14 protein-coding genes and 4 tRNA genes are annotated in these 15,007 nt (G+C 67.6%); 9 read left to right on the plus strand and 9 right to left on the minus strand.

Features of this window, described 5'->3' with window-relative positions:
* Positions 1-81: 81 nt before the first annotated feature.
* The 4 genes from ASE48_RS15060 to ASE48_RS15075 form a co-directional block, all read right to left on the minus strand.
* Entirely contained in the window at positions 82-2,127 is a 2,046-nt protein-coding gene (locus ASE48_RS15060; protein ID WP_057167921.1) for an LCP family protein, read from the minus strand.
* Positions 2,128-2,340: 213 nt separating this feature from the next.
* Entirely contained in the window at positions 2,341-3,522 is a 1,182-nt protein-coding gene (gene dusB, locus ASE48_RS15065; RefSeq protein WP_268766305.1) for a tRNA dihydrouridine synthase DusB, read from the minus strand.
* Positions 3,507-4,511, minus strand: a complete 1,005-nt coding sequence (locus tag ASE48_RS15070; RefSeq protein ID WP_057167954.1) for an acyl-ACP desaturase — start codon at positions 4,509-4,511, stop codon at positions 3,507-3,509. Before ASE48_RS15070 ends, dusB begins: the two co-directional genes overlap by 16 nt.
* Before the next feature lie 131 nt (positions 4,512-4,642).
* Positions 4,643-5,227, minus strand: a complete 585-nt coding sequence (locus ASE48_RS15075) for a TetR/AcrR family transcriptional regulator (protein ID WP_057167922.1) — start codon at positions 5,225-5,227, stop codon at positions 4,643-4,645.
* A gap of 70 nt (positions 5,228-5,297) precedes the next feature.
* Between ASE48_RS15075 and ASE48_RS15080 the strand changes: the two genes are divergently transcribed.
* Together ASE48_RS15080 and ASE48_RS15085 are read left to right on the plus strand one after the other, a co-directional pair.
* Positions 5,298-6,320 (plus strand): oxygenase MpaB family protein, encoded by a 1,023-nt coding sequence (locus tag ASE48_RS15080; RefSeq protein ID WP_057167923.1) that lies wholly within the window; start codon positions 5,298-5,300, stop codon positions 6,318-6,320.
* Between the two features lie 24 nt (positions 6,321-6,344).
* The gene (locus tag ASE48_RS15085; RefSeq protein WP_057167924.1) at positions 6,345-7,463 is read left to right on the plus strand and encodes a serine/threonine-protein kinase; all 1,119 of its coding nucleotides are present in this window, start codon (positions 6,345-6,347) and stop codon (positions 7,461-7,463) included.
* 8 nt (positions 7,464-7,471) lie between these two features.
* Here ASE48_RS15085 and ASE48_RS15090 read toward each other — a convergent pair.
* A tRNA-Lys gene (locus ASE48_RS15090) sits at positions 7,472-7,547 on the minus strand.
* Between the two features lie 136 nt (positions 7,548-7,683).
* On the opposite strand from ASE48_RS15090, the gene ASE48_RS15095 reads away from it, so the two are divergent.
* The 3 genes from ASE48_RS15095 (at position 7,684) to ASE48_RS15105 (ending at position 7,994) form a co-directional block, all read left to right on the plus strand.
* A tRNA-Glu gene (locus tag ASE48_RS15095) sits at positions 7,684-7,756 on the plus strand.
* A gap of 45 nt (positions 7,757-7,801) precedes the next feature.
* Positions 7,802-7,878 (plus strand) — tRNA-Asp (locus ASE48_RS15100).
* Between the two features lie 39 nt (positions 7,879-7,917).
* Positions 7,918-7,994, plus strand: a tRNA-Phe gene (locus tag ASE48_RS15105).
* Between the two features lie 9 nt (positions 7,995-8,003).
* Here ASE48_RS15105 and ASE48_RS15110 read toward each other — a convergent pair.
* Positions 8,004-9,080 carry an alanine/ornithine racemase family PLP-dependent enzyme gene (locus ASE48_RS15110; protein WP_057167925.1) on the minus strand — a complete coding sequence of 359 codons (1,077 nt, stop codon included), beginning with the start codon at positions 9,078-9,080 and terminating at the stop codon, positions 8,004-8,006.
* Positions 9,077-10,252, minus strand: a complete 1,176-nt coding sequence (locus ASE48_RS15115) for a DUF1611 domain-containing protein (RefSeq protein ID WP_200962160.1) — start codon at positions 10,250-10,252, stop codon at positions 9,077-9,079. Before ASE48_RS15115 ends, ASE48_RS15110 begins: the two co-directional genes overlap by 4 nt.
* Before the next feature lie 209 nt (positions 10,253-10,461).
* On the opposite strand from ASE48_RS15115, the gene ASE48_RS15120 reads away from it, so the two are divergent.
* The 4 genes from ASE48_RS15120 to ASE48_RS15135 are packed head-to-tail and all read left to right on the plus strand — an operon-like array spanning position 10,462 to position 13,914.
* A complete protein-coding gene (locus ASE48_RS15120) occupies positions 10,462-11,052 on the plus strand; it encodes a YdcF family protein (RefSeq protein WP_057167926.1) in 591 nt (196 codons plus the stop codon).
* A gap of 19 nt (positions 11,053-11,071) precedes the next feature.
* Positions 11,072-11,656 carry a TetR/AcrR family transcriptional regulator gene (locus ASE48_RS15125; RefSeq protein ID WP_057167927.1) on the plus strand — a complete coding sequence of 195 codons (585 nt, stop codon included), beginning with the start codon at positions 11,072-11,074 and terminating at the stop codon, positions 11,654-11,656.
* 38 nt (positions 11,657-11,694) lie between these two features.
* Positions 11,695-12,300: a TetR/AcrR family transcriptional regulator gene (locus ASE48_RS15130; RefSeq protein ID WP_057167928.1), complete on the plus strand. Its 606-nt coding sequence runs from the start codon at positions 11,695-11,697 to the stop codon at positions 12,298-12,300.
* A gap of 48 nt (positions 12,301-12,348) precedes the next feature.
* Positions 12,349-13,914: a phytoene desaturase family protein gene (locus tag ASE48_RS15135; protein WP_057167929.1), complete on the plus strand. Its 1,566-nt coding sequence runs from the start codon at positions 12,349-12,351 to the stop codon at positions 13,912-13,914.
* Here the strand turns inward: ASE48_RS15135 and ASE48_RS33125 are convergent.
* Complete coding sequence (locus ASE48_RS33125) at positions 13,911-14,066, minus strand: hypothetical protein (RefSeq protein ID WP_200962162.1); 156 nt, start codon at positions 14,064-14,066, stop codon at positions 13,911-13,913. The genes ASE48_RS15135 and ASE48_RS33125 overlap by 4 nt on opposite strands.
* Positions 14,063-15,007 (minus strand): cation diffusion facilitator family transporter, encoded by a 945-nt coding sequence (locus ASE48_RS15140; RefSeq protein WP_057167930.1) that lies wholly within the window; start codon positions 15,005-15,007, stop codon positions 14,063-14,065. Before ASE48_RS15140 ends, ASE48_RS33125 begins: the two co-directional genes overlap by 4 nt.

The raw sequence follows: 15,007 nt of genomic DNA on the forward strand, positions 1-15,007 counted from the left end.
TACCTTACGGTTGCCGGGCCCGAAGGTCACGATGTCACAGGTGAACGAACGGTGAATGCCCTTCGCGCGCGAGGGATCGAACTATTCGCAGGTGGTGTCCGCCGCGTTGGTGACCGTCAGATCCTCGGGTAGTTCGGTGGCCTGCTCACTGCTGGTACCGCGCACCATGTGCACCTGTACCGACGATCCGCTCGGAGAGGGCGGGCTCACCGAGCTGAAATCGGAGCCCAGTACCACCCGCACCACATCGCCCATCCCCGTCACCCGCTCGATGGTGGCGTTGTGGAACGACGACGCCACGGTGGCTGCGGCCTGCTCGTTACCGGGTGAGAAGAACACCGTCGTCGAGGTCAGCGGCCCGGGATAGTCGTCGGGGGTGTCGATGTTGAAGCCATGTTGTTGCAACACATCGGCGGCGCTGCTGGCCAGCCCGGATTCGCCGGTCGAGTTCGACACCCGCACCGTGACCGCGCCGGGTTCGGTGGCCACCGCATCGACCACCTCGCCGTCCGGGTCGGCGGGTGAGGTTGTGCCGCTGCCGGATTCGGGAGTCTCGGGCACCGGGGTGTTGTCGGCGTTGCGCTCCTCGGGCAGCGGATCGTCATCGATGATCGCCTCGAACAGGGCGGCCATGTCGTCGACGCGGGGTTGCTCGTTGCCGTAGTCGTCGGCGTAGCCGGTGGTGGGCACGGTGACGAAGGTGATCCGGCCTGCGTTCACGCCCTGGACGGACTGTCCCAGGTCCACGAGATCCTTGGTCCGGATGTTGTCGACGAAACTGTCCTCGATGAACATGTTGACGACGTTGTTGAGCTTGCTGAGGCTGAAGAACACCTCTTTGGAGATCAGCGAGCGCAGCAGCGAGGACAGGAACAGCTGCTGGCGCTTGATGCGGCCGTAATCACCGTTGACCTCGGTGGTGACCTGGCGGGCTCGCACGTAGTTCAGCGCGGTGTGGCCGTCGACCATCTGCCGGCCGGGGTTGGCCAGCACGGTGCCCAGCTCGTAGTCCTCCAGCGGGGTGGTGCTGCACACCTCCACGCCACCCAGCGCGTCGACCATCTTGGCGAAGCCGGTGAAGTCGACGGCCATGAACCGGTTGACCGACAGGCCGGACAGCTTCTGGATGACCTTCACCAGGCACTTGGGCCCGCCGACGGCGTAGGCCGAGTTCAGCTTGGTCTCGGTCCAGGCCTCCTCCATGCCGTACATCGGCGATTCTTCGTCGGTGATCGGTCCGTAGACCCCGGTCTCCGGGTTCCAGGGCTCACACTTGATCGGCGTGATCGCCAGATCGCGCGGGAAGGACACGGCCACAACACGTTTGCGGTCGGCCGGGATGTTGACCAGCATGATGGTGTCCGAGCGGGCGCCGGCGGCATCGTCGGTGGTGCCCGCTCCGACCTCACTGTTCTGGCCGATGCGCGTGTCGGTGCCCACGATCAGGAAGTTCTCGTCGCCGAACTGGGCGTTGGGGTCCACGATGTCGCGCGAATTGGGGTCCAGCGCGGAGACCTGGTTGAGGCTGTTGTTCTTCATCGACTGCCATTGCCAGGCGCCGCCGGTCAAAGCCAGCGCGCACACCGCGATGAGGGCGGCGGCCACCCGGCCGACGGTGCGGGCCCGGTGGTGCTGCACCGGTGCCGGGCGCACGGTGTGCAGGGGGCGCGGCGGACGGGCGGCAGCCAGGTCGGGCAGTTCCGCGGCGTACGCCGAGGGCACGTGCATGACCTCGGTGACGGGCTCGGCGGGGTCGCGGCGGGGCGCGCGTCCGGTGGGGGCCGGCTCGAAGATCGCGGCCTCGATCGGCTCGACCGGGTCGGTGATCTCGGCGGGGCTTTCCGGCGCCGGGGCCGGTTCGTCGACCGGGTCGGCGCGGTGCCGGCGGCCGCGTCCGCCACTGGGTTGGTCGGCCGCCAGTTTGGCGATCAGGTCGGCGACGGTGACGCCGTCGGTGTGGTTACCCGCGGGTGGGTCGGAATGGGCCTCTTTGGCCGGGTCAGCAGCCTGCGCGCGTTCCCACGGCGTGGCGCCTGGTGCCGATCGCGGAGATCGGGTAAGCCATTGGTTGTCCTCCCCGGGCGCGCGGTCGGGCCGGTCAGGAGTGGCGTTATCGCCGTCACTCATGTCCTACCGGCCTTCGGCTCGTGGGGTCGTGCGCGCCGTTGCACACGTTCTCATCGGTGCTTAATCAAAAGCTGCTGCTCATTCTTTTAGCAGCACTGCACCCGGCTCCGCCACCGGAGCCCGGTCAGGTGGCCTTTCATCGTACTGAGACAACCTGAGAGTCCGACAGCGCGATGACGTGACGGAGCGGTCTCGGGATCATCTCGGACGAGGTCAGCCGCCGGAGTTCATCACGTCGGCGCCGACGGGCACCGTCAGATCATCGGGATCGTCGAGCCACCCCGCGGGCAGGCTGACCGATCCGGGGGAGCCCTGACGTCCACGCGGGCCGCCGGCCACCTCCGGGAACGGGACGTCGCCGTCGAGTTCGCCGAGCAGCGCATCGAGCTCACGCAAGGTCTTGACCAGCGCCAACGCCCGGCGCAGGTCGGCGCCGGCGGGGAAGCCGTGCATGTACCAGGCGACGTGCTTACGGATGTCGCGCATGCCCTTGTCCTCACCGAAGTGAGCCGAGAGCAGCTCGCCGTGGCGGCGCACGATGTGGGCGACCTCGCCGAGCGTCGGAGGGGTCGCGATGGGGCGCCCGTTGAAGGCCGCCGACAGCTCGGCGAACAGCCACGGCCGGCCCAGGCAGCCGCGTCCGATGACGACTCCGTCACACCCGGTTTGCTCCATCATCGCCAGCGCATCGGTGGCGTCGAAGATATCGCCGTTGCCGAGTACCGGGATGGTGGTCACGTGCTGCTTGAGCGCCGCGATCTGACTCCAGTCGGCGGTCCCCGAGTACCGCTGCGCGGCGGTGCGGGCGTGCAGCGCCACCGCCGCCGCACCCTCGGACTCGGCGATGCGGCCGGCGTCCAGATGGGTGTGGTGGGCGTCGTCGATCCCGATCCGGAACTTCACGGTGACCGGGATGTCGGTGCCTTCTGTCGCGGCGACTGCAGCCCTGACGATCTTGCCGAAAAGCTTGCGCTTGTACGGGATCGCGGACCCGCCGCCGCGCTTGGTCACCTTGGGCACCGGGCAGCCGAAGTTCATGTCGATGTGGTCGGCCATGTTCTCGTCGACGATCATCTTGGCCGCCGCGTAGGTGGTGTCCGGGTCCACGGTGTAGAGCTGCAGCGAACGCGGCGACTCGTCGGGTGCGAAGGTCGTCATGTGCATGGTCACCGGGTGGCGCTCGACGAGGGCACGCGCGGTCACCATCTCGCAGACGTACAGACCGCTGACGGTGCCGGCGCGGGCAACCTCGAGTTCACGGCACAGTGTGCGGAACGCGACATTTGTCACACCCGCCATCGGAGCCAGCACGACCGGACTGCGCAAAGCGAGCGGCCCGATCTGTAAGCCAGACCGGGCCGTGTCGCTGTGTGCTGGGGCTAGGAGGCTGCCGATGATGTCACCAACAGGTTCTTCATGGCCTTCTTCTCGGCGACCTTGCGCTCGCGCTCCAGGCGGCGCTCCTTGGCCACTTCGAACTTCACGCAGGTGTCCTGGAGCTCCTTGACGAGCTCGCCGAGATCGTCCCGCAGTCGGGCGCCCTCGCCGGTGAAATCCTCACGTTCGAAGATGCGCCACTTCTTGAGCACCGGCATCACGACGTCCTCGAGGTGGATCCGCGGGTCGTACACGCCGCCGACGGCGATGGTGACGGCCTTGCGACGGAACTCGGGCACCGTGTATCCGGGCATCTTGAAGTTGCGCAGCACGCGGTGCAGCGACTTCATCGCCTGGTTGGGCACCATGTCCAAACCGGCGGCGCTGACGTCGCGGTAGAAGATCATGTGCAGGTTCTCATCGGCGGAGATCCGGCCCAGCAGCTGGTCGGCGATGGTCTCTTCGCAGGCCTTGCCGGTGTTGCGGTGTGAGACGCGGGTCGCGAGCTCCTGGAACGTCACGTAGATGACGGAGTCGAACAGGGTGGACGCGAACAGGTCGCCCTGCTGATTCTGGCCGGGGGAGAAGCCACGGGTGACCTGCTCGACGCGCAACTCTTCGAGTTCGACGGGATCGATGGCGCGGGTGACCAGCAGGTAGTCGCGCAGTGCGATCCCGTGCCGGTTCTCCTCGGCGGTCCAACGATTTACCCACCAGCCCCACGGGCCGTCCATGGTGAAGTTCATCGCGATCTCGCGGTGGTACGAGGGCAGGTTGTCCTCGGTCAGCAGGTTCTGCACCATCGCGGTCTGGGCGACCTCGGAGAGTTTGGACTGCTCGGGATGCCAGTCCTGCCCGCCGAGGGCGTAGAAGTTCTTGCCGTCCGACCACGGGATGTAGTCGTGCGGGTTCCAGTCCTTGCGCATGGCGAGGTGCCGGTTGATGTTCTTCTCGACGACAGGTTCGAGCTCGCGCAGCAATTGCACGTCGGGTAGGTCTTGCGACACGTTCACTCCCAGTTATCTGTACCTGTTGGTAGCACTCAATATATCTGTGCCCCCCAGTGACATCAAGTTACGCTGCCTGTGCGTCTGATAACGGTTCCAAATCGATCTGATAGCCGCTGCGCTGGCAAACCTCAGCGAACGGTGGCGCGGCTCAGCAACATATCGGTGCAGTAGTCGACGAACTGCTCGCGGGTGGCGGTCAGCCGGCCGTTGAGATAGGCGGTGAACAACGCCGTCAGGGCGCCGACGAGACCGGTCGCGACCATTGCCTGCAACGCCGGGTCGGTGATTTCGGTGAGTTTGTGCTGCAGCAGGGCGATGAAGTTGGGCATCCACTCCGCGCCGGATTTGGTGAGCACCGGTTCCCGCTCGGGCGCCAGCAGCAGCACCCGGCCGCGGCTCGGGTCGTCGACCATCAGCGCCACGAACGCCTCGACGGCGTCCCGCGGTGTCTGCGAGGACAGCAGGGCCTTCATCGCGGTGCCGCACACGTCGTCGTAGACGGCGCGCACGAATTCGTCGCGGTCGGTGAAGCTCTCGTAGAAATACCGCTCGGTGAGGCTCGCTTCGCGGCACACCGCGCGCACCGTCAGCGCCGGGCCGGCCGCCCCGCCGAGCAGGGTCACCCCGGCGGCGACGAGTTCACCGCGCCGCAGTGTCTGGCGATCCTGCAGGGGAACGCCGGACCATCGACCACGTCGTTGACCGGACGGCACATCACTCCTAAGCTGCGTAGTGACAACGAGTGTAGTCAGAATCGATTCTGACTGGGACGGAAGTTGGCCAGTGACTCAAGATACGTCCGAGACGTGCCCGGTGACCAGCGCATCCGCCGAGGCCACCGCCGAGGTGGCGGCAGGCTGCCCGGTGAGCGCCGGCGGGTACGACGCCCCCGCGATGCCGCTCGGACCGGACTCGCTGACCTGGAGGTACTTCGGCCAATGGACGGGCCTGTTCCAGGGCACCTGGGCCGGGTCCATGCAGAACATGCATCCCCAGCTCGGCGCGGCGGTCGAAGAGCACTCGATCTTCTTCCTCGAGCGGATCCCGCGGCTGCTGCGCTCGATCTATCCGATCGGCGGCGTGGTCTTCGACGGTGAGCGCGCACCCAAGACCGGTGCCGAGGTCCGCGACTATCACCTCGGTATCAAGGGCGTGGACAAGCAGGGACGCCGCTACAGCGCGCTCAATCCCGACGTCTTCTACTGGGCGCACGCCACGTTCTTCAAGTCCACCCTGCTGGCCGCCGAGAAGTTCGGCGGCGGGATCTCGCTGGCCGACAAGCGCCAGCTGTTCGACGAGCACGTCGCCTGGTACCGGATGTACGGGATGAGCATGCGGCCGGTGCCGAACTCCTGGGAGGAGTTCGAGCAGTACTGGGATCACATGTGCCGCAACGTGTTGGAGAACAACTACGCCGCGCGCGAGGTCATGGATCTGTCGACCATGCCCAAACATCCCTCACTGCAGTGGATCCCGGACCCGCTGTGGGCGCTGAACCTCAAGGTCATGCAGCGGTTCCTGACGTTCATGACGGTGGCCCTCTACGACCAGCCGGTGCGTGACCTGATGGGCTACCGCTGGACGCCGCGCCAGCAGCGGCTGCACGACAGGCTCTGCAGCGTCATCACCTTCGCGGGCAAGGTGCTGCCCAAACGCTCGCTGATGCACCCGCGCAAGCGCTCCGCGGTGGACCGGGCGTCGGGCCGGCTGCCCGCCGATTCCCCGCTGGTGCAGACCCCGGCGCGCAACCTGCCGCCCGTCGAGTACCGCGGCCAGCCGCAGTTCTACTGCCCCGAGGTCGGCTGACCCTCACCGTCTACCGTTAGCCCCATGCAGGGGCCCGAAATACTCGGCGGCCGCTACGAACTGCGTGGTCTGCTCGGCCGCGGGGGCATGGCGGAGGTCCACGACGGCTGGGACACCAGACTGGGCCGCGCCGTCGCGATCAAGCTGATGTACCCCGCACTGGCCGCGCAACCCGAGAACCGCCGGCGTTTCGAGGTCGAGGCCCGGGCCGCGGCACGCCTGAGCCACCCGCACATCGTCGCGGTGCACGACAGCGGCGAACACGACGGCACCCCCTACATCGTGATGGAGCGCCTCAGCGGGCGCACCGTCGCGGACACCATCGCGCAGGGGCCGATGCCTTTGCCGCAGATCCGCTCACTGCTCGATGACGTGCTCTCCGCGCTGGCGACGGCGCACGCCGCGGGCATCCTGCACCGCGACATCAAGCCCGCCAACATCCTGCTGACCGACACCGGCGTGCCCAAGGTCGCCGACTTCGGCATCGCGAAGAGCCCCGAGTCCGGCCACACCATGACCGGCCTGGTGATCGGCACGCTCGGCTATCTCAGCCCGGAGCGGATCGCCGGCCGTCCCGCGACGATCGCCGACGATCTGTACGCGGTCGGGGTGCTGGCCTTCGAAGCGCTCGTGGGACGTGTCCCGGCGCCGCATGAGGACGTGGCCGTGCTGCGCCCGGACGCCGGCCCGGCGCTCGCCTCGGTCGTGCAGCGCGCCATCGCGCCCGACCCGCGGGCCCGGTTCGCCGACGCCGAGCAGATGCGGGCCGCGCTGAGCGCGGTGCGACCGCAGACGCTGTTCCTGGATGCCCCGCTGCCCGATCCCGCCACGGCCTACGTGCCGGCGCCCACGCCGCGCAGTCGCCGCCGCACGCTGATCGGTGTTGCCGGGGCCGTGCTGGCGGTCCTGGTGCTCGTCATCGCCTTCGTGGTGGACACCGCGTCCCGCTCCGGCACGCCCACGCCGGTGACGACCACGACCACCACGACGCCGACCCCGACCACCACGACCTCGGCGCCGCTGCCGACCACGACCGCCACGGTCGAACAGCAACAGCCCGGACCGACGCGGGGCCGCGGCAACGGTGAGAACAAGAAGGGCGAGAACGGCAAGGGGCCGAAGCCCAAGGGTGATGACCGATGAGACAGGCGTGGTGCCCCCACCAGGGCTCGAACCTGGGACCTGCGGATTAAAAGTCCGTAGCTCTACCAACTGAGCTATAGGGGCGTGGTGCAAAAGGATACTGGGCGGCCCTCCCGGACGGATGGGGGTATCCGGTTTGGGATTTCGCAGGGCTGTGTCCTAAGCTATCGAAGCTTCCAACGTCACCGGCGTTGAGAGCGGCCCGGAGAAATTCGGATAGGCCCCCATCGTTTAGCGGCCTAGGACGCCGCCCTTTCACGGCGGTAGCACGGGTTCGAATCCCGTTGGGGGTACGGCGCGAAGGTGGTGACACACCCGAGCGATGCAGTAAAGAGCAAGGCCCTGTGGCGCAGTTGGTTAGCGCGCCGCCCTGTCACGGCGGAGGTCGCGGGTTCGAGTCCCGTCAGGGTCGCCATTTCGGCGAGGTATTCCGGTCGCAAGGCCGGAGCCTTCCGGCCAGGTAGCTCAGTTGGTACGAGCGTCCGCCTGAAAAGCGGAAGGTCGCCGGTTCGATCCCGGCCCTGGCCACCACGAGTTCCATCACTTCGCAACGCTGTTGCCCCCCACCTCCATCTTGGTGACGAAGGGCGACGTCATCGCTCGCACCAGCGCCCCGTAGGCGACCCCGAAGTCGATCTCGTCGCCGACCGCGACCTCATGATCGCCCAGATCGACCACCAGATGATCGCTGCTCATCCCGAGGATCGTGATGCCCTTGGGCGGCTGCAGACCGTCCGGGTCCACATCCTGGCGACCCAGGGCCAGGATTGCCTGGTGCACGGTGCCACTGCCGGTGCGCAGCGGCGCCTCCCCGAACGCCGCCTGCGCGCGGTCCCCCCACGGCTGTGCCGGTTTCACGGCGACCTCGATGATCTCGGCGGTCAGCGTGAAGACATCGGTGTGCAGGCCGGGGATCGGGGTCCGGTACAGGGGATCGAGGCCCAGCAGGATGGCCTCGCCGAGCCGCAGCTCGTCGATCCGGCCGACATCGTGGGTGTGCAGCGCCCAATTCAGGTTCGCCGAGTTGCCGCCGGAGACGACGTCGAGCGAGATCCCGTGCAGTGCCTCGATATCGTCGGCCAGCCCGGTGAGCACGCCCATGTTCCGGTCATCGGGCACGACGCCGTTCTGGCAGGCCAGGTTCGCGCCGAGCCCGACGAGCCGCAGCGACGAATGGCCCAGGACGGCGCGCACCGCCTCCGGGGCGTCGTCGAGGGAGATGCCTTCGCGTAGGTCGCCCAGTTCGACCACCAGCACGACGGCGTGCATCCGCTTGCGCTCGGCCGCGGCCTGATCCAGTGCCGCCAGCACGACGGCCTCGGTGTTTAGGCTGATGTCGGCGATGTCGACGACGGCTGCCACCTGGCTGAGCATGGGTGAGCGGATCAACGTGCGCAGCGGTGAGCGGCCGAGCCCGGCCAGCCGGGTCAGGTTCTCCACCCGGGAATCACCGAGGCCGCGGGCCCCGCCGCGCAGCATCGCCGCGCCGACGCCCGGCGAACCCAGTACGGCCTTGGTGATTCCGGTGACCCGGATGCCCGACTCGTCGAGCCGGTCGACCAGGATCCGGGTGTTCTGCTCGACCTTGTCGAGATCGGTCTCGATGCGAAGCGTCACATCGGGGTTGATGTGGCGGCGACCGCCGCGAGCGCAGGGAAGGCCGTCAGCACCATCTCGACCAGCTCCGACGACGGGCGGGTCAGGGGATCGGTGACAGGGAGCCCGAGCTGCGAATGATGTTCGGAGATCGCGGTATTCAGCTCGTCTTCGGTCATGTCCTCGTGGTTGATCGTGACCCCGATGACGCGGGTGTCGGCGAACGCCTCGATCAGGGCGATCTCGCTCGCCGCGGTCGGCATCGGCACCATCGGGAAGTCGCCGAGCACCGCGCGCTTGGGCGCGTGCTGCACGATCACCCCGGCGGGGCGGCTGCCACGCAGGATGTGCGCCGACGTCAGGTATGCGGGGTGGCTGAGAGCGCCCTGGCCCTCGACCACGATCACGTCCGGGTCTTCACCCTCGAACGCGGCGACCACCTGGTGCTCCACCTCACCCGAGCAGAACTGGGGGACCAGCGCATCCAGGGCGACGCCGTATTTCCCGCCCTGGATCAGGGTGGTCTGGCCGGTGCCCACCATGACCGCCTTGATGCCGTGCGCGTTCAGCGCCTGGACCAGCAGGGTGGCCGTGGTGCGCTTGCCGATCGCCCCGTCGGTGCCCAGGATCGCGATCCGGGGGCAGGTGACGTCGAAGATCCGGCCGGAGAACAGGTGCAGGTCACGCTTGGCCTTGGGCCGGCGCACATCGGTGATGGTGACACCGGCGATCACGGCGGCCGCGGCGAACTCGGGGTCGTCGTTGAGGAACTCGTGTAGGCCGTTGATGATGTGCATCCCGCGGGCGATGCCGTCGAGCAGTACGACCCGTTGCTGGTTGGACAGCAGGCCGTCGGCGGGTGCCAGTCCACAGATCAGGTAGTCCGGCACGTGGCCGGCGTGCGCGATGGACTCGGCGAGCGAGGCCAGCACCGGGATGCCGTTGGCGGTGCCGTCGAGGAGTTTCCCGGCGTCCGACCCGGCCCGGAGGCTGTCGATGACGCTGAGGATCTCGTAATTCTCCGAGTGCCGGACCAGGCCATTGGCAGTTTTGCCGTCCTGCTCGCCGAACTGTCCCTCGCAGTACACGATCGCGGTGGAACCGGCGGGCAGCGCGAACGGAGTCGCGGGATGGATGGACTCGCTCGGCTGGAACGCATCGAGAGACGGGATACCACTGGCACGCGAAGACATAGATTCCTCTGAGAAGTCTCAGAGAAGGCGACGCAATCGAGGCGGGGCGATGTAGCCCGACGTTCAACGAAGTGGTCTGCCCTGAGGGCCGGCAAGATTACCGACATGTTAACGGTACCGGATAGATCGTGACTGACCTGCATCTACCGACCCGGCTACCGAATTGTCAGCTCCGTAACATCTGCCCCACCGATCACGATCAAGTACACGTGTCGCAATCATTCGGGGATGAAAAGCGCAGTCGGTGCAAGACCGTCATCGGTGCCCTGCTCGTCGCGTTGGCGTTCGCCTGCGCCGCCGCGCCGCAGGCGAACGCCCAACCTGCCGGCAAGGACTTCACCAAACCCGCCATCGTGATCCTGGGCTACGGGCTCACCCCCGACGGCTGGATGCGTCCGATCCTCTACACCCGCGTGTTGACCGGACTGGCTGTGGCACAGGCGTTTCCGCAGTCCCCGATCATCGTCACCGGCGGCAACCCGAAGAACGGGCGCACCGAGGCCGGCGAGATGCGCAACCTGCTGCGCCTGCTCGGCTTCCCCGCGAACCGGATCATCGTCGAGGACAAGGCCAACAGCACGGTCCAGAACGCCCAGTTCTCCGTCCCGCTGGCCAAGAAGGCCGACACCTCGGGGATCATCCTGGTCACGTCCTCGACGCATCAGGGCCGCGCGGACGGGAACTTCGCCGACGCCGGCGGCGACATGCTGGCCACCGTCAGCTTCCCGGACGGCAATCCGCAGACCAACATCACCCAGTTCATCCGCGACGTGCTCAGCCCGCTGACCCCCATCGGCTGAGCCGTTCTATGGTGACCGGGTGACGACGGACGCTGCCGCGGGAGACTTCCGGGCCCGCCTGCTGGCGGCGTTCGAGGCCTCGATCGCCGAGGGCGGCTACGCCAAGACGACGATCGCGGACATCGTGCGGCGGGCACGGACCTCACGCCGGACCTTCTACGAGCATTTCTCCAGCAAGGACGAATGCTTCATGGCGCTGCTCGCCGAGGCCAACGCCGAACAGGTCCGCTCGATCGCGGGTGCCGTCGACCCCGAAGCCCCCTGGCAGCAGCAGGCCCGCCAGGCCATCGAGGCCTGGATCGCCTCGGGGGAGTCCCGGCCCGACCTCACCCTGAGCTGGATCCGGGACGGACCCTCGCTGGGCGCGGCGGGACGTGACCTCACCCGGGAGTCCATGGAGCATTTCGTCGATATGGTGACCGCGCTGATGGACAGCCCGCAGTTCCGCGCCGCCGGGATCGGGCCTGTGTCGCGACAGCGGATCATCATGCTGCTCGGCGGCCTGCGCGAGCTCACCGCCATCACCGTCGAAAACGGCGGGAAGATGAGCGATATCACCGAGGAAGCCGTGGACGCCACGATCGCGCTGTTCGCCCCGCGCTGAGCACGGGGGAGTCTCGACCTCTCCGGTACGTTGAGCTGATGGTTCGGCCCGCTCAGACGGCGCGCAGTGAGCGCACACGCGACGCACTGCGCCGGGCGGCGATGGTGCGATTCCTCGCCCAGGGGGTCGAGGACACCTCGGCCGAACAGATCGCCGCCGACGCCGGAGTGTCGCTGCGCACCTTCTATCGGCACTTCTCCTCCAAACACGATCTGCTGTTCGTGGACTACGACGCCGGCCTGGAGTGGTTCCGCACCGCTCTGGCCAATCGCTCACCGCAGGAGTCGATCGTGGAGTCGGTGCACTCGGCGATCCTGCAGTCCCCGTATGACGTGGACGCGGTGGCCAAGATCGCCGAGCTGCGCGCCGACGAGCTCGACCCGGGCCGCATCGTGCGCCACATCCGGGCCGTCGAGGCCTCCTTCGCCGAGGTCGTCGAGGAACACCTGCGCAACGACGACCCGCCGCGGCCCGGCTCCGATGCCGCGCTGCGCGTCACCGTCGCCGCCCGCTGTATTGCCGCCGCGGTGTTCGGCGCCATGGAGGTGTGGATGCTGGCCGAGGAGCGTTCCCTGCCCGAACTCGCCAGGCTGTGCCGGATGGCGTTGGACTCGCTGGAATCGGGCGTCATCCCGGCGTCCTGATGTTTTGTCATTATTGACAAAACATTGGCCGGGGTGCAGCCTGGGCTGATGTCGGACTACGACGCGATCGTCATCGGCGCGGGCCACAACGGCCTGGCCGCCGCCGCCCTGCTCCAACGCGCCGGGATGCACACCCTGTGCCTGGACGCCAAACGCTATCCCGGCGGAATGGCTTCCACCGTAGAGCTTTTCGACGGGTACAAGTTCGAGATCGCCGGCTCGCTGCAGTTCCCCACGTCGGCGGTGGTCAGCCGCGAACTCGGCCTGGACGCCCTAGCATGCGTCGACGTCGACGTCATGTCGGTATCGCTGCGCGGTATCGGCGACGACCCCGTCATCTACTACACCGACCCGATGAAGCTGCTCACCCACCTCAACGAGATGCACGGGGCCGAGGCGGTCAACGGCATGGCGGGGCTGATGGCCTGGAGCATCGCGCCCACCCGGGCGCTGGGCCGCTTCGACGCCGACACGCCGGCGAAGACGCTCGATGAGATGTATGCCTGCGCCCACAACGAATTCGAACGCTCGGCCATCACCGACATGTTGTTCGGCTCGGTCACCGACGTGCTCAACCGCTATCTGCCCGACCCGGAGAAGCACGGCGCGCTGCGCGGCATGCTCAGCTTCCTGGCCGTGAACACCACCTACCGCGGACCGGCCACCCCCGGCAGCGCGGCGGCGCTGGCCTTCGGACTGGCCGTTCCCGACGAGAACGCCGTGCTGATGAAGAAGCTGCGCGGCGGGATCGGCGCGCTCACCACCCATCTGAGTGAGCTGCTGACCGCGGGCGGGGGCGATCTGCGACTGCGATCCCAGGTCGAGGAGATCCTGACCGCCGACGGCCGTGTCACCGGGGTGCGCTTGGCCGACGGCACCGCCATCAGCGCGCCGGTCGTGATCTCGGCGCTCGCGCCCGACCTCACCGTGACCGGACTGCTGGACGCCTCGGCGGTGCCGGGCGAGGCCCGCGAGCGCTACACCCATGTCGACCACCGTGGCAGCTACCTGCAGATGCACTTCGCACTCGACGGCATCCCGACCTTCGCCGAACCGTACGGCATGCTCAACGATCCCGAGATGCAGTCGGCCATCGGCCTTTTCAATACCCCGGAGGAACTGCAGCAGCAATGGGAGGACAGCCGCCGCGGGATCGTGCCCGCGGATCCGGCGATCGCGATGCAGATGCCCTCGGTGCAGGATCCCGACCTGGCGCCGCCGGGTAAGCATGCGGTATCGGCCTTCTCGTTGTGGTTCCCCGTGGAAGATACGGCGGGATCCTCATACGGCGACCTGAAGAACGAGATGGGCCAACGCGTGATCGACAAGATCACCAGGCTGGCACCCGATTTCGAGAGCCTGATCTCCCGGCACACCACCTTCACCCCGAAACACATGAGCACCATGTTCGGCGCTCCGGGCGGTGACTACTGCCACGGACTGATCCATCCCGAACAGATGGGCCCCAACCGGCCCGGGCCCCGAGGGTATGCGGATCAGGAACTCCCGGTCGCCGGGCTGTACCTGGGCAGCGCGGGATGCCATGGCGGGCCGGGTATCACCTTCATCCCCGGCTACAACGCCGCCAAGGCGGCGCTCGCCGAGGCGCGTTAGTCGTCTTCGACGGCGGCGCCGTCGGGGGTCGCGCCGCCCTCGTCGGACCAGTCCGTCCGGTCCCCGGCACCCTTGGCGGGGTCGCTCTGGACGTCGTCCTCGGCGCCCTCTGGGCCTGCGTCTGACTCGGTGGTCTTCGGATCTCCGCTCACGGGGGAGAACTACCCGTTTCGTCGGGTTCGGAAACGGTCAGCACCACCTCGGCGATCTCGGGTGCCGAGTCCTCCAGCCGATGCTCCAGGGTGCGCAGGGTCCGCGCGATGGAGGACTCGACGGCATCACCCACGAGATCGACACTCGCGATCACGAAAATCTTCTTCGGCCCGATGAATTCGGGTCGCAGAAAGCGGACCGTGGCGACCTCGGGGAACCCGACGAGGCGGTCACGCAAGGCCTGCTGCAACCGGGGCGGCCCGCCCTCACCGGTGAGAAAGACCCGGTTGCGGTTGATCAGCACGACCGCCACCACGGCGAGCAGCACCCCGACCGCGATGGAACCCGCCGCGTCCCAGGCCACATCACCGGTGAGCTGATGCAGCAGGATGCCGGTGAACGCGATGACGATACCGATCAGGGCGGCACTGTCCTCGGCGAACACCGCCCGCACGGTCGGGTCCGATGTCTCGAACGCGTATCGCAGCACATCACTGTCGAATGTGGCTGCGTCGCGGCGGAGTTGACGCACCGACTGCACCCAGGAGATGCCCTCCAGGACGAAGGAGATGGCCAGCACGATGTAGGCCAATCGGTAGTCCTGCGGACCGTCCTCGCCGTGCAGCAGTTCGGTGATGCCGTGCCAGATCGACACCGCGGCGCCGACCACGAACAAGCCGACCGCGGCCAGCAGCGACCAGACGTAGACCTCGCGACCGTAGCCGAGCGGGCGCCGCTCATCGGCCCGGCGGGCGCCGCGGCGGTTGGCGATGAGCAGGAAGACCTCGTTGCCGGTGTCGGCCCAGGAATGCGCCGCTTCCGCGGTCATCGACGCCGAACCCGACAGCACGGCCGCAAAACTCTTCGCCCCGGCGACCGCGAGGTTGGCCGCGAATGCGACCAACACGGTGACCGTGCTGCCGTCCCCCGACTTCACCAC

This window comes from Mycobacterium sp. Root265 (genome assembly GCF_001428895.1).
Taxonomy (GTDB): domain Bacteria; phylum Actinomycetota; class Actinomycetes; order Mycobacteriales; family Mycobacteriaceae; genus Mycobacterium.